Genomic DNA, 17,444 nt, shown 5'->3' on the forward strand with positions numbered 1-17,444 from the left:
ATCAGGAGTTTTGCAAGGTAACCGGCTGCAATGTCCCTTTTTTCAGCTCATAAATATTCGGAGCTATTTCCGCGATCCGGTGATCGTGAGTGATCAGAACAATGCCGGTACGTTCTTTCTGCTTCATTTCCAATAATACGGAGAGAAGCTTTTCGGTATTGCGCTCATCCAGATTTCCGGTTGGTTCATCAGCCATCAAAATCTCCGGTTCGTTCATAAGCGCTCTTGCTACAGCAACACGCTGCTGCTCGCCGCCGGAAAGCTCGGACGGGCGGTGATCCATTCTGTTTGAAAGTCCTGTCTGATCGAGAAGGTAACCGGCGCGGTCACGAATCTGGTTCATCGGTTTTCCTGCAATCAATCCGGGCATAAAGACATTTTCAAGAGCGGTAAACTCCGGGAGCAAATGATGAAACTGAAACACAAAGCCAATATTGAGATTCCGGAATTTTGCAAGCTCCTCATCATTCATCTGTGCAAGATCTGCATTCCGGAAGTATATGGAGCCGCGATCGGGTCTGTCCAGGCCTCCCAGGATGTGAAGCAGGGTGCTTTTTCCTGAACCGCTTGCCCCTACGATGGCGGTGAGATCATTTTCATGAATTTCAAGATCGGCGCCGGTCAGGACTTCCACAGGTTCGGTTTTACCCGTGTAGGTCTTGTGGATGTTTTGGGCTTGTAGTAATAAGTTTCCGGTATTCACGATGATGCTTTGGTTTCAAAACCAGGAAAAGTAACGGGTTCTATGCTGCTGCATTGGCCGGTTTCAGTGTCAATTTCCGTGACCAGTCCGCAAATGCGGTTGTCACCGTTGGCCATTTTGTATTTGTGCGGAGTCTGAATAAGAAAACGTTTTATTGCCGTTTCCTTATCCATACCAATAACGGAGTGGTAGGGGCCTGTCATACCCACATCGGTAATATAGCCCATTCCTTTCGGGAGGATCCGGGCATCGGCCGTCGGGATATGGGTGTGTGTGCCGGCCATAACGGATGCACGGCCGTCCACATACCAGCCGAAGGCCATCTTTTCCGCAGTTGCTTCGGCATGAAAGTCGATGAAAATAATGTTGGTCTGTTCCTTTACCTTTTCGAGCACCCAGTCTGCAGTGCGAAACGGGTCGTCAATGGTTTGCATATATGTGCGGCCCTGAAGATTGACGACACCGATTTTTTGAGATGTGCCCGGAATATCATAGATACCGTATCCGAATCCGTGTGCTCCTTTCGGGTAATTCAAAGGCCGGAGCAAATTGGGATCGGTTTTCATGTACGGATAGATTTTCCATTTTGCGAAGCTGTGATTGCCACCGGTAATCACATGGACACCTAGTTTGTACAGGCTGCGGATGATCTCCTCATTGATCCCCATACCTTCATGCGAATTTTCTGCATTGGCAATTACAAAATCTGCGTTGTGTTTGCTAATAATGGAGGGCAGAAGTGTTTCCAGAAGTGAGAGGCCGGGAGAGCCTACTATATCACCGATGAACAGAACCTTGAGTTGTTGCGACATGAAAAAAATCTCGGATAAATACAGATAAAAAAAACGCTAATGAAGCAGGCACAATACAAGCTACCGTCATTGACAGTGCGGGCATCCACTCGCATCGGGTCTGCCTTCCACTATTCACATTGCGTGACATGAGGCCTGGCATTGCCGAACGAAGTTAAACACCCTTTTTTTTAAGTGTTGTGCTTGTTTATGTTAATCCTGCCTCAAAAGCGTTTTTAACACTCACGTGTATAACGACTACTTAAATATCGTTATTCTCCCGCTCAATGTCATCCAATAATTCACGAAGTGAGTGATTTATTTCTGAGAAGATGGCCTGCTTTTCAGAATCGGTATCCGGAGTTTGATTTCCGTTTTCCAGAAAGAGCTCCTCTGCAATACTCAGGCTGGCAAGCACCATGATGGTTGAGTCGGATTGACTGGCCAGCGCCTTCCGGAAATCCTGAAAACGCTTGTCAACGTATTTTGCAATCTGATGCATCATTTCTTCATCCCCTTCATTGATCTTCAGGGGGTATTGCTTGCCGAGTATGGATACCTTAATCGATTTCATTTGTTTCCATCTGTTTAAATTTCCGGATTAAAATGACAGATGAACCGAAGGTCACGAAGTGAAATACCATGACAGTATTTGCCTGTATACCGTAACTTGTGTTCTGTCATGGTTATTTCAGTTCAAGGTATTTTTTATTGCCTGGATCGTTCAAGGTGTTTGTCTATTCGCCGGATCAGTTCCGTTATTTGCTGGCGAAGAACTACCTTTTCATTTTTGCCAAGCTCCGAAAAAAGGTCCTGTTCGACATCTGCAGTTGTTTTATTTGAATCAACATCAGAATGGGCAGTTGAAGTACCTTGCTCGGGTTCGCCGCCGGTTGAATGGCTGCTGCTGATCTCAGAGGACTCATTCTGCTCTTTGGCGGCTTTCAGCTGATCAAGCTCCTCGCGAAGTCGCACCGTTTCCCTGCCGGACTCGGCGAGTTGTGATCTGACTTCTTTTAACTCATTGCTGAGTTTGCGATTTTCACTCTTAAGTGACGTTCTTTCTGTTTTCAGCTCGGACAAGCGGCTTTTCAGCTCACCAAGCAGATCACGAAACTCCTTGTAATATGACTCTTCGCGGTAACTCACATCAGGGCTCCGTTAGATATACACAATAAATGGTTCTGACCGAATCAGGAACGAAGCTCTGCTGAAAAATCCGATTTCAGTTTCTTTAAAATTTGTTGGATAACAGGGTCGACATCCTTAGCGGTCAGTGTTTTATCATTATCCTGAAACGTCAAACGAAATGCAACGCTTTTTTGATGTTTTTTCAGAGATCCACCCTCAAAGACATCGAAAACTTCCACACTTCTGAGCTGATGCCCTGCTGTCTCATACATCTTCTGCTCCAGGTCTCCGGCCGGAACCGATTTGTCCACAACAAGCGCAAGATCATATTCAAATGAAGGGAACCGGGAAACCGGCTGATAGATCCTGCGGCTGCCTTGTTCCGCAAGTTGTTCGAGCAAGGTAATATCCAGCTCAGCGGTGAATGCAGGCTTTTCTACATCGGTAAGCTTTTTCCAATCTTCACCGGCTGACTCAAGCGTACCTATGCGGGTTTGATTGTCGTCAGAACTGGCCAGAAGAGACAGTCCCTGACCGGAAACTTTCCATTGGACTCTGTCTTCCAGACCCAGCTGCCGGAGGACCGATATGACCAGCGCTTTGAGATCAAACAGATCAACATCACGGGCAGATTCTTTCCAGTGATCGGCATGATTCTTTCCGGCAATCCCTATGTGAAGATGAGTGGATTCGTGAATGCCGGGGATCCAGCTTCCGCCTTTTTTATCCTTTTTAAAAATATTTCCGATCTCAAAAAAGCGGACACCGGGAACACTTCTGTTGAAGTTAAATGAAGCCGACCTGAGAAAACCGTATTTCAAATCCGTTCTGAGCAGGGCCTGATCTTTTGTGATCGGATTCAGTGTTGGAATCACAGTGTGCTCACCGCCTGCAGCATCAAGCAGCCGTTCCGGCAGCAGACTGTTGGTATAGATTTCTTTCAGACCGGAGGCGACTGCGGCATTGCGGACTTTTTCCCGGAATGTTTCGTGAAAGGGGACGGGCTGAGGATTGGCAATGGTAATCCGTTCCGGATCGGGGATGTTATTGTAATCATATATCCTTGCCACCTCTTCGATCAAATCGATCTCGGTTGTGATATCCGGCCGGAAGGTGGGTACTGTGCAGATCCATTTGGTTTCGCCGTTTTCTTGCGATGGTTCTGTCAATATTTCCAGTTTATTCAGGATACTGACTGTTTTTTCCCCGGGTATCTCAACACCGAGAATCTGTGTCAGACGCGGCTTGCGTAATGTCACTTTGAGAGGGCTGGTCTTAACCGGATGCACATCACTGATGCCTTCGATTGTTCCTCCGCAATGCTCCCGGATGAGGCCGGCACATCTCAATGCGGCCAGGCGGGTGATTGAAGGGTCAACACCTCTTTCAAACCGATATGATGAGTCCGTCTGAAGGGCAAGAGAACGTGCTGTTTTACGGATTCCAACCGGTTCGAACCAGGCAGATTCGATAAGAATATCGGTAGTTTGTTCTGAAATTTCGGAGTTCAGGCCACCCATAACTCCGGCAAGTGCAACGGGCTTTTCAGCATCACATATGAAAAGCGATCCTGCAGGAACCGTGCGCTCTACATCATCGAGAGTAGTGAACGTGATATCAGAATCGTAAGACCGGACATCAATCTGCCCGCCGGCCAAATTTTTGTAGTCAAAAGCGTGAAGCGGCTGCCCCAGTTCATGCAAAATGTAATTGGTGATATCCACAACATTGTTCCGGGGGCGGAGCCCTATGGATACGAGATAGTTTTTCAGCCAGTTTGGCGACTGACCAATACGGATGCCGCGCATCAGGATGCCGACATACCGGTGGCATTTGTCGGTGTCGGTTATGCGGATGGTACCGTCATTCAGATTGGCTTCCGGTTCAGGCAGATTATCCAGCGGTTTTTTCAAATCTGCACCGGTGGCAGCGGCAAGGTCACGTGCAACACCCAGATGACAGGTAGCATCCGGGCGGTTGGGGGTCAGGCCGATCTCAAATACGGTATCGCGGCTGCTGCCGACCAGATCAGCAAAAGGAGTTCCGGGCGTAGTCCGGTCATCAAGGACCATAATGCCGGTATGGTCATCACTCAGCCCCAGTTCGTCTTCGGCACAAATCATTCCGAAGGATTTCTGGCCGCGTATTTTGGCTTTTTTGATTTTAAATGGCGTTCCGTCGGGAAGAGGTTTCGGCAGCACAGCCCCGACAGTAGCCACCGGAACTTTCTGACCGGCAGCAACATTCGGAGCACCACACACGATCTGACTGGGCTCTTTATTACCTGTATCTACATGACAGACAACCAGTTTGTCTGCATCTGGATGAGGCTGGACCTCCAGGACTTCGCCCACTACAATTCCCTGAAAATCCGATCCTGTTGATTCGGTTTCCTCGACCTCCAGGCCGGTTAATGTCAGCCGTTCGGCGGTCTCTTCAGGATCAGGTATTTCTGAAAGGTATTGTGAAAGCCAGTTATACGAAATTTTCATCAGTTATATAGTCTCAGTTTATTTCGTCAGATATTCAGATATAATGTCATCACATATGTGATAACACGCTGTGCTGCAGTGCTGCGGACCGGTCACGGATATTGCATCGGGATGCTCTGATAATGCAGACAAGCGATCCGGTTCAAGCCATCAGTTGACAGATCCCGGGTAAATTACGGAAACTGTTCCAGAAACCTGAGGTCGTTGTCATACAGCAGGCGGATGTCATCGATCTCGTACCGGGACATCGTAATGCGTTCGACTCCCATCCCAAAGGCAAATCCGGTCCATTTTTCCGGATCCACATCAACGGCCTTGAGTACGTTGGGATGCACCATGCCTGCCCCGAGAATTTCCATCCACTGCCCCGGCCGGTTGTCTGTTTCCCACCAGATATCCATCTCAAGACTGGGTTCTGTAAACGGGAAAAAAGATGGCCGGATGCGGTACTTCAGTTGCTTTCCGAAAAGGTGGGAGGCAAAAGTGATCAGTGTGTGTTTCAAATCAGCCAGGCTGACATTTTTATCGACATACAGTCCTTCAACCTGGTGAAACAGGCAGTAGGATTTGGCTGTGATGGACTCATTGCGATAGACACGTCCGGGCATGATGGCACGGACCGGCGGTGCCTGCTCTTTCATCAGGCGGATCTGCACGGGGGAGGTATGAGTACGAAGGACAAGGTCGCGGCCGGGGTCCTGCTCATCCTTCCGGATGAAAAAGGTGTCCTGCATATCCCTGGCAGGATGTTCGGGGGGAAAGTTCAGAGCAGTAAAGTTGTGGAAATCGTCCTCCAGTTCCGGACCGTCTGCGATCGTAAAACCGAGCCGGTAGAAAATGGATTTGATTTCATTCATCGTCTGGGACAGGGGATGTTCGGAACCGACCGGCAGTGGCAGGGGAGGCAGGCTTGGGTCATCGGATGCGGTGAGTGTCCGTGATGTATCAGAGGCAAGGGCAGATTTTGCTTCTTCAAACCGGGATTTTGCCTTCTGTTTGAGTGCATTGAGTTCCTTGCCCAGCCGGGCGCGGTCTTCCGGAGCTGCTTTTCCGATACCGGCCAGCAGATCGGTAATAATGCCTTTTCGTGAAAGATATTTCAGCCGGAATGCTTCCAGTGCTTCTTCAGAGTCAAGTCGGGCATCTTCAAGATCCTTGCGGATTTTTTCGATATCGGTATTTGATGGCATTTTTACTTGGGATAAATGGATGTAGCAGGTATCCTGCCTGAACATAAAAAAACCGGCAGCACCTGAGTGATACTGCCGGTTTCAGAATTAAAACAGGGTCAGGATTTCTTCTGCGCTGTTTCAACAACAGCAGAGAAGGCCTTTGGATCATGCACAGCGAGGTCGGCAAGTACCTTCCGGTTGATCTCCATTTCACGGGATTTCATTGCACCCATGAGTTTGGAGTAGGTGGTGCCGTTTTGTCTGGCTGCAGCGTTGATACGTGTGATCCAGAGTTTTCGGAATTCTCTTTTGCGGACTCTCCTGTCGCGGTACTGGTACTGAAGGGCTTTATCCACCGCGTTCTTGGCGATGGTGTAGACCTTGCTTCTTGCACCCCAGTAGCCTTTCGCACGGTCTAATATCCGTTTGCGACGGCGACGGGAAGCCACATTATTGGTCGATCGTGGCATTTGTTCAGTTTTAGGTTGTTAAAAAAATCAGGAATTCGGAAGCATGATACGTACGCGGTTCACATCGGTTTTGTCAACCAGTGTTGTCTGCCGCAGATTCCGCTTCCTTTTTGGTGTCTTTTTCGTAAGAATATGACTTGCGAACGCTTTCTGGCGCTTTATTTTACCGCTTCCGGTAAACTTGAAACGCTTTTTGGCGCCGCTTATGGATTTCATTTTAGGCATATCAAACCCTAAAAAGTTGGTTAAAATTAGCAAGCATGAAAGATAGTGAAAAACACCCAAAGCATCAATGATATACTTGATGTGTTCCATCATCCTCCGCCCATGGCTGCTGTCTATGAACCGGCACCTTTGGCTGGTGAAAAGACCATGGACATGCGCTTGCCCTCAAGTTTGGCAGGTGTTTCCACTTTTCCAAGCTCTTCGAGATCCTCGGCGAGCCTGTCAAGAAGCTGTTTTCCCTGGTCACTGTAAATTATGTCACGCCCTTTGAACTGAACGGTCGCTTTCACCTTGTTGCCCTCTTTCAGAAATGATTCGGCGTGACGTTTTTTGAATTCGTAGTCGTGATCATCGGTCTGGGGACGAAAGCGAAGCTCCTTGAGCACAACAACATGCTGCTTTTTCTTGGCTTCCTTCTCTTTTTTCTTCTTTTCAAACAGGTGCTTTCCGTGATCCATGATTTTGCATACGGGCGGATCTGCATTGGGAGCAACCTCGACCAGGTCAAGGTTGTGACTGTATGCAATTTCCAGTGCTTCCTCTACAGGAATAATGGCATGCTCATTATCAGGCTTGATTACACGGACCACATCTGCCCTGATTGCCTCGTTTACACGTTCCTTGGGTTCGGACTTGCGAACGGGGTTGCTTTTGAATCGTTTTCCGATGGTTGTTTCTCCTTTATTTGTTACGGTTCAGGATGACGGTACCCTTCCCGGGCACATCCTGGAAACGGATACCCGAAATGATGCCGGATTAACTTAACTATCATCCGGCAGCACCTTGTCATCCACCTCTTTTTTTATAATCGAAAGAAATTCTGAAAAATTAAAGCTTCCTATATCACCTTTTTTGTGCTTTCTGACGGAAACACTTTGATTTTTCTGTTCCTTTTCTCCAACAATCAACATATAGGGGATCTTTCTGGTTTCCGCATTCCGGATTTTTGCTCCGATTTGTTCACCCCGAAGATCGCTAGCCACCCTGATACCGGCATCGGCAAGCTGCCGGCGATAGGATTCGGCAAGATCATTGAACTGGTCGGATACCGGAATAATAATGGCCTGTTGCGGACTAAGCCAGACGGGAAAGTTCCCGGCAAAATGTTCTATCAGAATACTGGTAAAACGCTCCATGGAGCCAAAAGGTGCGCGGTGAATAATAACCGGACGGTGTTTTTGATTATCCGCCCCCACATAAGTGAGGTTAAACCGCTCGGGCATGACGTAATCGACCTGCACTGTACCCAGTTGCCATTTTCTCCCCAGGGCGTCATGAATGATAAAGTCAATTTTGGGTCCGTAAAAACTGGCCTCGCCATCAGCCACTTTGTAATCAAGGCCGATTTCATCGGCTGCTTCACGGATCTCCCGCTGCGCGCGGTCCCAAAGTTTTCGCTCTCCGCCATATTTTTCATCGTTTTCATCACGGAATGATAACCGGATATCAACGGGCATGTCAAACGTGGAGAATACGAACTGCGTCAGTTCGATGCAGTGTATGATTTCACCTTTCAGCTGATCGTTGGTGCAATAGATATGGGCATCATCCTGGGTGAAGCCCCGTACACGTGACAAACCGTTGAGCTCACCGGATTGCTCATAACGGTAAACGGTTCCGAACTCGGCAAGCCGCACCGGCAGATCACGGTAACTTCTCATTTCGTGATCATAAATGCGGTGATGGTGCGGACAGTTCATGGGTTTGAGCAGATAGCCCTCGTCATCCACCTGCATCGGGGCAAACTGGGAGTCTTTGTAGTAAGGGTAATGGCCCGATGTGCGGTACAGCTCAAGATTTCCTATATGCGGGGTGATCACTTCCTCGTATCCGCGCCGTATCTGTTCTTCCCGGAGAAAAGCCTCCAGTGTGCGGCGGAGTGTGGTCCCTTTGGGAAGCCACAGGGGCAGGCCGCTGCCCACCATTCTGTCGATCATGTAAATACCAAGCTGGGGGCCGAGTTTCTTGTGGTCCCGTTTTTTTGCCTCCTCAAGCTGATTCAAAAATGCATCGAGCATCGACTTTTTTGGAAAGCTGATGCCGTAAATCCGTGTCAGCTGCTTGCTTTCGTTATCGCCGCGCCAGTAGGCTCCGGCAGTACTCAAAAGCTTGATGGCTTTGATGGGGCCGGTGTCCGGAATGTGCGGCCCCCGGCAGAGATCGGTAAATTCGCCCTGTTTGTAGAAGCTAATCGTACCGTCATCCAGCCCCTTGAGCAGATCCAGCTTGTAGGGATCATTTTTTTCCTTGTAATGGCGAATGGCTTCATCTTTCGGTATTTCAAAACGCTCAAAGCTGTTTTTTTGCTTTGCCAGCTCTTGCATTTTGGCCTCTATCTTCGGCAGATCCTCGCTGCTGACGTGACGGTCGCCGAAATCGATATCGTAATAAAATCCCTGCTCTATGGGCGGACCAATACCCAGTTTCACGCCGGGGTACAAGGCTTCCACGGCTTCTGCCAGCACATGGGCGGATGAATGCCAGAAAGCAAATTTTCCGTCTTCGTCATCCCAGGTATTGATTTTGATGTGCCCGCCTGTTGTCAGTGGCCGGTGCAGGTCAAGAACCTGATTGTCGAGGGTGATACTAAGAGCCTCCCGCGCAAGCCGCCCGGATATCGATTTGGCAATTTCCAGTCCGGTCACACCGGATCCGTACGACTTTCTGCTTCCGTCGGGAAAAATAAAGGTTAACTTTTGATCAGTTATGCTGGTTGATTCAGCCATGTATGCGTGTTTTGTTCATTTTAAAAACGGAAGATAAGAAACGCTTCAATATCAGAAAATCAGGGTTCATAGAAAAAGGCTGGCTGCCGTTACGGCTACACATTGAAGCGAAACAGCAGTACATCACCATCTTTTACCGTATAACCACGTCCTTCAGAACGCATTTTTCCGGCTTCTCGTGCCGCAGATTCCGATCCGTATGAAATAAAATCATGATAGGCAATGGTTTCAGCCCGAATAAATCCCCGCTCGAAATCACTGTGTATCACACCGGCGGCCTGAGGCGCTTTGGTTCCTTCCGGCACAGTCCAGGCGCGGACCTCCTTGGGGCCGGCGGTAAAAAATGTGATCAGTCCCAGCTTGCGGTATGCTGCTGAAATCAGCCTGTTCAGTCCGGATTCCCGCAAATTCAGTGATGCCAGAAATTCGGCCTTCTCCTGGTCATTGAGCTCCGCAATTTCGGCCTCAATTTTTGCGCATACCGCCAGGGCATCGGTGCCCTCGGAGGCGGCATGTTCTTTAACTTTCATGACGTGTTCGTTGCCGGCACCGTCCGGAAGATCTGCCTCGTCAACATTGCACAGATACAGCACTTTTTTAGCGGTAAGCATGAACAGCTCCTGAAGAGCAGGGTGGGAGGGGTCCCAGTCTTTCCATGACCTGACCGGGTTTCCTTTTTCAATGTGCTGCCGAAGATTGCCGAGAATATGAACATGATTCTGGATGGTTTTGTCTCCCGACTTCGCCATTTTTTTCATCCGCTCCTCGCGGCGCTCCAGTGTTTCAAGATCTTTGAACAGCAGTTCGCTTTCTATGATGCCGATGTCCCGGACGGGATCAATTCCGCCTTCAACATGCGTTACGTCATCATCTTCAAAGCATCTGACCACATGGATGATCAGATCTACCTCCCTGATGTGCGACAGAAAAGCATTTCCTTTTCCCTTGCCTTCGGATGCCCCTTTTACGAGGCCGGCTATGTCGACAAACTCAATGCTGGTCGGGGTGACGTTTTTCGGCTGAACCAGTCCGGCAATCCGGTCAAGCCGCTCGTCAGGAACAGGAACGATGCCTACGTTGGGGTCAATCGTACAGAATGGGAAGTTTGCCGATTCTGCACCGGCGTTGCTGAGGGCGTTGAACAGGCTGGATTTACCCACGTTGGGCAGTCCCACAATTCCGCATTTTAAACTCATAATGTGATATGCTCGTACTCTTCAGTTGTTTTCAGAAAACAGTGGTGAATAATGATGGTGTAATGGTTGGTTTTGGAGCTGAATAATTTGATCCGGTTCCGGGCATGATTCAGTCAAGGCAGGGTTGTGTGATAAAGGTTTCCTCAGGCAGCATTACAGCCGTAAGCAGCCCGTAACCCTGCCGGCTGAACACACATCCGGTATCAATTCCGATTTTGCGCTCTTCATGCAGGGGTTCAGTGAATGGTGTATGACCGAAAACGAGTGTTTTTTCCCATTTCACGGGACTGTCAACATGATCGCGCCTCCACATACCGAATTCTTCTATATCCGGAGAGTCACATTGTTCCTTGATGGATCGTTTGGGATCAAGGCCGCCATGAATAAAGAAGTATTGAGGAGTGTCCAGCCAGAGAGGTGTTTTGGCAAAAAACTCAATATGTTCTGACGGCAGCTCTACGGCATAGTGAACATTGTAGGAGCTCAGGGTCTGGTCACCGCCGTTCAGCAGCCATAAATTGTGGTCTCCGGTCTCCAGCGCATCCATAAACATCTGTTCATGGTTGCCACGGAGAAAAATGCAGTCATGATCTTCTGAAAACCCGATAACAAGGTCAATAACACTCCTGGAATCCGGCCCCCGGTCTATATAATCACCGATAAAAATGAACGTCCGGTCATTGTATCCGGACACTTTTTCCAGCAGTGCTTCCAGTGAGTTCACACATCCGTGAATATCGCCGATGGCAATGTAATGGTTCTTTTTTATGTGCTCATTTTTCATCCGGTATATCTGGTTTTATGAATACGGACAGAAGAAATTCACATATATAATGACTGTGAATACTTCGGATAAGTTCACAAAGAATAAATTCACAGGTTATTTGATTTTTTCCCGGAGGTGCCGGAACGTTTTATTCGCTGTTTTTTTGACGATGCACGGATAGTCCGATGAGCTTTTCCGGTGGAAGTATCATCAGCCATGTTATCAGAATCATCAGCCGTGGCACCGGCATCACCGCCCTTGGAGTATTTTGGCCCTGATCGAGATTTTTGTGCCGGCAGATCCACAAGTCCGCGCCCTTTTTTATTCAGCAGATTATCTTCCCTGAGCGATGCCACAACGGCATCCAGAATGCCATTTACAAATCTTCCGGACTCCCTGGTTGAAAATCTTTTGGCGATATCTATGGCTTCATTGATGGTGACCTTGGTCGGGATATCATCGAACTGCATCAGCTCGGCAATGGCCATTTCAAGGATTATCCGGTCCACAAGAGCAAGCCTGTTTATTTCCCAGTTCGAAATGTGCCTGCTGATGATTTCATCGGCCTGCTCCCTGGAGTCCATGGTCCGCAAGAACAGGCTCTCGGCAAAAGCAAGACCTTTGGCATCATCACGCAATTCTGGTTTGATGATGGTTTGAAGGGTGTGCTCGAGTGAGTGGTCACCTACGAGAGAAGCGTAAATCGCCTGAAGAACGGTTTCTCTGATTTTACGTCTGTTGGACATATTTGGAGGGGGAGCTGCATGCTTGGTTAAAAAACAATGAATACGCGCAAATAGATTCGCGTGCATTCGAAGCTTACAAAGATAAGGAATTTGTCACTAAGATATTTCAAACAAAAAAAGGCGCCAGAATCATAGTTCTGACGCCTTGTGAGAGATTAAGGCTGATGGTGAGACCGCGCCCCGGACCGCAGATTCACTTCGGGACTATTTCACCAGCGTCATTGTCCTCCTCTGGACAAAAGAGCCGGCCGAGAGTTCGTAAATGTATGTGCCGGATGCAAGTTGTGTGGCATCAAATACGACCTGATGGGTGCCGGCAGGCTGCTCCTCATCTACAAGCACTTTGACCGGCCGGCCAAGAACATCATAGACCACAAGCCTGGCATGGGTTTGCTCCGGGAGCTGATACTGAATGCGGGTGTCCGGGTTGAACGGATTGGGGTAGTTCTGGGAGAGTTTAAAGTCTTCGGTGACTTCTCTCTCACGTTCTGCTTCTACGGCAATCGGATTATATCCCTGCCATGTCAGGAAGGGATAACCCTGATTTTCATCCGGATTAATACCCCATGTAGCTTCCGCTTGATCGATCGTGACAAAATCCCAACCGGCATCCACGAACGTTTGTCCCGATTGCATTTCGGTTGTGGTCAAGCCATCACCCCCGTCACTTGCTTCTGTGCCGGAAGCTTCGATATCCCAGAAACTATTTGTAACAGTTGCACCTGCTATACTTGCCCCCACCAGGCCTCCGAGATCATCGTCTTCACCATCAATACCTGTGGCAGTAACACTTGCAGCAGAATACGAATATGATACAATGGCATCATTTGAGGAAAGGCCCACAAGGCCGCCAACGCGCCGTCCGCCGGCAACCATACCCAAAGAATAGCTGTTACTGATTTCAGCATTGTTTGTCAAATAGCCCACCAGACCTCCGGTATTTCGTCTGTCGGCGTCAGCTTCCGTCACCTCTATATCAACGTCAGCAAAACATTGCCTTATCTCACTGTTATCTCTTGCAGAACCAGCCAGCCCTCCAACATTGACTGTTGAGGTTGCATAAACAGTACCTTCTGCATGGCAGTTGGACACGCTGGAGTTGTCGATGCGGCCGGCCAGAAGACCGAGATGCCGAAGACCGGTAATATCTGCATCAGTCACATTCAGATTCCTGATTTCAGCACCATCGATATAGGCAAAAAGTCCAAGATAATCACTTTCAGGCTCATCGATGTTCAGACCCCTTATACTGTATCCATTGCCGTCAAGGGTTCCGGTAAACGGATTGTCATCAAAATCGCCGATTGGCACCCAGCTCTGGTCTACATTGTAGGTCTCGTAACCCTCACTGTTTTGATCAAGGTCAGTTGTAAGGACATAATCAAAGTCCGGATCATCCCTGATTTCATACAAGTCTTTCCAGTCAGTGATCTCGAATGGTCCTAACGTTTCAAGAATTCTGACATGTGTGGTATCGGTATATTCATCCTGGTAGTGGGCAACAATGTACCCTTCGCCGAGTGATTGTGCCAGAAACCCGCCACGTCCATACTGGGCGTCCAGGTCGATGACTTCCCACTCGATGTCAGCCATGGAAAACTCCACATCCTCGCCCCACTCATTAAAAGCCCTGACATCTATCGAGAAGTTGTCACCCTTTTTGACGAGCTTTTCTTTTGGTGTGACTTCGATCCCGCCAAATTCATCCTCGTAATCATAGGGACCTGCAAAAGCGATGAGGGCATTGCCTACAGGCCGCTGCCAGCTGCCGCCATTGGGTCTGTTGGCCAGCGAGTCCTGAATGATAATCGTACTGGAGCCGCCCCCGTCAAGGTTTACGGCATTCCAGGCACCAAGGCCATGAATATAGTGTGCTGTCTCTTCCATGGTGGCACCGCGGCTGGCATCCTGGTGTCCTTCGACAACCATGAGATAGATACGTGTGGAGTCTTTGCTCATACCGACAGCAGTACGGGGATGGCGGTTCATGTTGTGCTGGGTCTGAAAGTTTTCCAGACCATCCCACTGTGTCGGGAACTCGCCATCAGTGATAAGGCGCGGACCGCCACCCATCAGATGGGAAATATCGTCACGGCTGACATCGGTTCCCAGCTCCAGACTTATGATATCGCCCTCTTCCACATGGTCCTGCACAATATCCCGCTTGGAACCGTGTGCGGACAGGACATAGTAGCCGTAGTCCGGGATTTCCATCGATCCGGCACCCGATTCAATCTCAATCACCTCGAACTCCATAGGTTCGCCGATAACCGGTTCATCAACGGGGTCAAGCAGCAGTTCGACTCCGTGCTCATTGGTCCGGGTGTGTTCACCAATATAACGATTGAACACAATTGCCTGATCTTCTCCTCTTTGCCTGTTGACGCCATCCAGTTCCACAATCTCATCGCCGGGGAGAAAGGCACTGCCTTCAAAGCTGACCATATCGGCAAATGGCATGCCGTCGGTTTTGAATCCGAACTGGCTTCTGGAGTAGGACTTTCCGATGACATATTCATCGTCCTTGATCATCAGATTGCTCAGAAAGGAATAGGGATTTGACGGATCGCTTATCCCAAAATAATCTCCGTTTATGGCTCCTATAGCCTCTTTATCATCACTGTCGTAGCGCCGGGACATACTCTGGGTAGTTTCAAAGCTGCTTCCGAGTTCATCATTGGCGACCGCCGATCCGATACTCAGATTCGGCCGTGAGATGTTGATTTCCAGCGCGATGATGCGCAGTGGCTTGTCCGGGTCGTCAATTTCATGATGGAATACTCCGGGTGCAACTTCAACCCGTGTGGTATCGGCAGAGTAGCTGTTTCCCGGTACAGCCAGAGCCAGAGTAAGTATAAAAATGGAAAAAGCAAGAATTGAGGCAGAAGAGCGTACTTTTCGTAGTAGCATAAGCATCATAATCATATTACATGTTGTCCCTGTTTATAGGTGATCATCATATTTTGCTGTGAGATTACCGTACTGTAACAAACAATGCTCATTGTACAGTATTTCCGGCAATTTTTTCACCGGTTAATATAAAATATAAGAATTTACGCGATCAGGAAACGGAATCTTCAAAGAGAGGTGAGCTGAGGTACCGGTCACCGATATCGCAGGTGATGCATACGATGACACCGCTGTCAATTTCCCTTGCCAGCCTGACCGCTGCAGAGAGGCAGCCGCCGCTGCTCATGCCGGCAAAAATGCCTTCATCACGCGCCATCCGTCGTGTCATTTCTACTGACTCGTTTTCGCTGACGTCAATAGTGCGATCCACACGTTCCGACTCAAATATTTCCGGCAGGAATTCGGGGGACCATCTTCTGATCCCGGGAATCTGCGATCCTTCGGTAGGCTGGACTCCGACAATTCCGACGCCGGGGTTCTGTTCTTTCAAGTATCTTGAGACTCCCATGATGGTGCCGGTGGTTCCCATGGAGGAGACAAAATGTGTGATCCGGCCACCGGTGTCCCTCCAGATTTCCGGTCCGGTCGTACGGTAGTGCATCCGGTAGTTATCCGGATTTGCAAATTGGTTCAAAAGATAATATTCGCCTGACTGACCCATCTCTTCCGCCACGGTGCGGGAATATTCGATGGTTTTTTCAGCCGGGGTCAGGATCAGTTCCGCACCGTAGGCCCGCATGGTCCGGATGCGCTCCTGCGTTGAATTTTCCGGCATGATCAGCGTCATGTGCAGGTTTTTCAGCCTGGCAATCATGGCCAGTGCTATTCCCGTGTTGCCGCTTGTTGCTTCCACAAGCTTGTCACCGGGGCTGATATCACCCCGCTCCAGTGCGGCAGAGATCATGCCATAGGCAGCCCTGTCCTTGACGCTGCCTCCGGGGTTGCGGCCTTCAAGTTTGCAGTAGATTTCAACATCCGGTGATTCCGGTATATGCTGGAGCTTTACAATGGGCGTGTTGCCGATAAGATCTTCAAGTGTCAATGGTTGCGCCATAAAAAATGTGACTTGGCTTGGGTGAACGTTAATTGAGTCGAAAACCGGCCGGAAGTTCCGTGGTGAACGGTCTCAGGGCGATGAATAATCACCGCCTGTAACATCATTGTTCGCAGATTTGCGGCTGCTGGCCTTGCGGCTTTCCTGGCGGGCAACATAGGTGATTCTGGACCATGGAGGGACGCTTTCAGTTAGCCACACACTGCCTCCGATAACACTGTGTTCACCGATCACGGTGTCACCGCCAAGAATGGTGGCACCTGCATAGATAACCGAATGATCTTTGATGGTCGGATGCCGTTTTATGGCCGCATCCTCTTTGCGCACACTGAGGGCGCCGAGCGTGACTCCCTGGTAGATCTTGACATGATCACCAATCACCGTCGTTTCGCCGATAACAATGCCGGTTCCGTGATCTATGCAGAAATGGCGACCGATGACGGCACCCGGATGAATATCTATACCGGTGTGACTGTGCGCATTTTCGGTGATCATTCTTGCAAGCAGAAGATATCCTTTGCCATGCAGAAAGTGTGCAATTCTGTAGGATGTGATCGCATAGAATCCGGGATAGGTCCGGACGACCTCGGTCCGGCTTTTGGCCGCCGGATCCCCTTCATACATGGCCTGTATGTCTAACTCGAGGGTATCTTTGATGCCCGGAAGAGCATTCCAGAACTCAGCAACAACAGCCGTCTCATCTGCCTTTTTGCAGTCGGAACATTTTTTCAGGATACCGCAGAACTCATCCTGCAGTTCCTTGTTGAGCTGCTCCAGCTCCTCCATGCGCTGAAAACTGAAATTGCTGAATTCAGGGAATAAAAACCCCAGAAGCCTGTTAAAAAAAGCGACTACGTGAACCGGTGACGGACAGCTTTCCGCTTCACGGTGTTCATTGTAAAGTTGCTGTAAATATGATTTATCCATAATATGACGGAATATATTCATATTCCCGGAGAGATGAGAACGGCTTTCCCATCCGTTTGAAAATTTTCCTGTTCCACACGCTTTTTTATCCCATGTATCAAATCTGCTACTCCCGGTGCTGCTCCGGGTCCGTTT

General features: G+C 49.1%; 16 protein-coding genes and 1 pseudogene. All 17 read right to left on the reverse strand.

Annotated elements, in window-relative coordinates:
• Position 1: 1 nt before the first annotated feature.
• On the reverse strand, positions 2-703 hold the full coding sequence (locus NATSA_RS13730) for an ABC transporter ATP-binding protein (protein ID WP_210513181.1): 702 nt from the start codon (positions 701-703) through the stop codon (positions 2-4).
• Positions 700-1,515: a TIGR00282 family metallophosphoesterase gene (locus tag NATSA_RS13735; protein ID WP_210513182.1), complete on the reverse strand. Its 816-nt coding sequence runs from the start codon at positions 1,513-1,515 to the stop codon at positions 700-702. Before NATSA_RS13735 ends, NATSA_RS13730 begins: the two co-directional genes overlap by 4 nt.
• Positions 1,516-1,756: 241 nt before the next feature.
• Complete coding sequence (locus NATSA_RS13740) at positions 1,757-2,068, reverse strand: cell division protein ZapA (RefSeq protein WP_210513183.1); 312 nt, start codon at positions 2,066-2,068, stop codon at positions 1,757-1,759.
• Between the two features lie 134 nt (positions 2,069-2,202).
• Positions 2,203-2,643: a hypothetical protein gene (locus NATSA_RS13745; protein WP_210513184.1), complete on the reverse strand. Its 441-nt coding sequence runs from the start codon at positions 2,641-2,643 to the stop codon at positions 2,203-2,205.
• 44 nt (positions 2,644-2,687) lie between these two features.
• On the reverse strand, positions 2,688-5,117 hold the full coding sequence (pheT, locus tag NATSA_RS13750; protein ID WP_210513185.1) for a phenylalanine--tRNA ligase subunit beta: 2,430 nt from the start codon (positions 5,115-5,117) through the stop codon (positions 2,688-2,690).
• A 173-nt stretch (positions 5,118-5,290) separates the two neighbouring features.
• Positions 5,291-6,307, reverse strand: coding sequence for a phenylalanine--tRNA ligase subunit alpha (gene pheS / locus NATSA_RS13755; RefSeq protein WP_210513186.1), 1,017 nt, complete (start codon positions 6,305-6,307; stop codon positions 5,291-5,293).
• Between the two features lie 98 nt (positions 6,308-6,405).
• Complete coding sequence (gene rplT / locus NATSA_RS13760; RefSeq protein ID WP_210513187.1) at positions 6,406-6,759, reverse strand: 50S ribosomal protein L20; 354 nt, start codon at positions 6,757-6,759, stop codon at positions 6,406-6,408.
• A 27-nt stretch (positions 6,760-6,786) separates the two neighbouring features.
• Complete coding sequence (rpmI, locus tag NATSA_RS13765; protein ID WP_210513188.1) at positions 6,787-6,984, reverse strand: 50S ribosomal protein L35; 198 nt, start codon at positions 6,982-6,984, stop codon at positions 6,787-6,789.
• Between the two features lie 64 nt (positions 6,985-7,048).
• A pseudogene (locus NATSA_RS15860) lies at positions 7,049-7,129 on the reverse strand (hypothetical protein); the annotation flags it as partial.
• Entirely contained in the window at positions 7,098-7,652 is a 555-nt protein-coding gene (gene infC, locus NATSA_RS13770) for a translation initiation factor IF-3 (protein ID WP_210513225.1), read from the reverse strand. The gene infC and the pseudogene NATSA_RS15860, both read right to left, overlap by 32 nt.
• A gap of 93 nt (positions 7,653-7,745) precedes the next feature.
• Complete coding sequence (thrS, locus tag NATSA_RS13775; protein ID WP_246481839.1) at positions 7,746-9,710, reverse strand: threonine--tRNA ligase; 1,965 nt, start codon at positions 9,708-9,710, stop codon at positions 7,746-7,748.
• A gap of 95 nt (positions 9,711-9,805) precedes the next feature.
• Positions 9,806-10,906, reverse strand: a complete 1,101-nt coding sequence (gene ychF / locus NATSA_RS13780; protein WP_210513189.1) for a redox-regulated ATPase YchF — start codon at positions 10,904-10,906, stop codon at positions 9,806-9,808.
• Between the two features lie 109 nt (positions 10,907-11,015).
• Positions 11,016-11,690, reverse strand: a complete 675-nt coding sequence (locus tag NATSA_RS13785; protein ID WP_210513190.1) for a metallophosphoesterase family protein — start codon at positions 11,688-11,690, stop codon at positions 11,016-11,018.
• A gap of 89 nt (positions 11,691-11,779) precedes the next feature.
• Positions 11,780-12,418: a transcription antitermination factor NusB gene (gene nusB / locus NATSA_RS13790; RefSeq protein WP_210513191.1), complete on the reverse strand. Its 639-nt coding sequence runs from the start codon at positions 12,416-12,418 to the stop codon at positions 11,780-11,782.
• 204 nt (positions 12,419-12,622) lie between these two features.
• Positions 12,623-15,328: a phosphodiester glycosidase family protein gene (locus tag NATSA_RS13795; protein WP_210513192.1), complete on the reverse strand. Its 2,706-nt coding sequence runs from the start codon at positions 15,326-15,328 to the stop codon at positions 12,623-12,625.
• 151 nt (positions 15,329-15,479) lie between these two features.
• A complete protein-coding gene (cysM, locus tag NATSA_RS13800; RefSeq protein ID WP_210513227.1) occupies positions 15,480-16,370 on the reverse strand; it encodes a cysteine synthase CysM in 891 nt (296 codons plus the stop codon).
• A gap of 84 nt (positions 16,371-16,454) precedes the next feature.
• The gene (locus NATSA_RS13805) at positions 16,455-17,309 is read right to left on the reverse strand and encodes a serine O-acetyltransferase (protein ID WP_210513193.1); all 855 of its coding nucleotides are present in this window, start codon (positions 17,307-17,309) and stop codon (positions 16,455-16,457) included.
• Positions 17,310-17,444: the final 135 nt, after the last annotated feature.

The sequence above is a fragment of the Natronogracilivirga saccharolytica genome (assembly GCF_017921895.1).
GTDB classification, from domain to species: Bacteria; Bacteroidota; Rhodothermia; order Balneolales; family Natronogracilivirgulaceae; genus Natronogracilivirga; species Natronogracilivirga saccharolytica.

What these genes read in the sequence shown, in the direction of transcription:
- NATSA_RS13735 (WP_210513182.1), bottom strand. Translation starts at nt 1,515, where the DNA reads ATGTCGCAACAACTCAAGGTTCTGTTCATCGGTGATATAGTAGGCTCT.
- NATSA_RS13740 (WP_210513183.1), bottom strand. Translation starts at nt 2,068, where the DNA reads ATGAAATCGATTAAGGTATCCATACTCGGCAAGCAATACCCCCTGAAG.
- pheT (WP_210513185.1), bottom strand. Translation starts at nt 5,117, where the DNA reads ATGAAAATTTCGTATAACTGGCTTTCACAATACCTTTCAGAAATACCT.
- pheS (WP_210513186.1), bottom strand. Translation starts at nt 6,307, where the DNA reads ATGCCATCAAATACCGATATCGAAAAAATCCGCAAGGATCTTGAAGAT.
- rplT (WP_210513187.1), bottom strand. Translation starts at nt 6,759, where the DNA reads ATGCCACGATCGACCAATAATGTGGCTTCCCGTCGCCGTCGCAAACGG.
- rpmI (WP_210513188.1), bottom strand. Translation starts at nt 6,984, where the DNA reads ATGCCTAAAATGAAATCCATAAGCGGCGCCAAAAAGCGTTTCAAGTTT.
- thrS (WP_246481839.1), bottom strand. Translation starts at nt 9,710, where the DNA reads ATGGCTGAATCAACCAGCATAACTGATCAAAAGTTAACCTTTATTTTT.
- ychF (WP_210513189.1), bottom strand. Translation starts at nt 10,906, where the DNA reads ATGAGTTTAAAATGCGGAATTGTGGGACTGCCCAACGTGGGTAAATCC.
- NATSA_RS13785 (WP_210513190.1), bottom strand. Translation starts at nt 11,690, where the DNA reads ATGAAAAATGAGCACATAAAAAAGAACCATTACATTGCCATCGGCGAT.
- nusB (WP_210513191.1), bottom strand. Translation starts at nt 12,418, where the DNA reads ATGTCCAACAGACGTAAAATCAGAGAAACCGTTCTTCAGGCGATTTAC.
- NATSA_RS13795 (WP_210513192.1), bottom strand. Translation starts at nt 15,328, where the DNA reads ATGCTACTACGAAAAGTACGCTCTTCTGCCTCAATTCTTGCTTTTTCC.
- NATSA_RS13805 (WP_210513193.1), bottom strand. Translation starts at nt 17,309, where the DNA reads ATGGATAAATCATATTTACAGCAACTTTACAATGAACACCGTGAAGCG.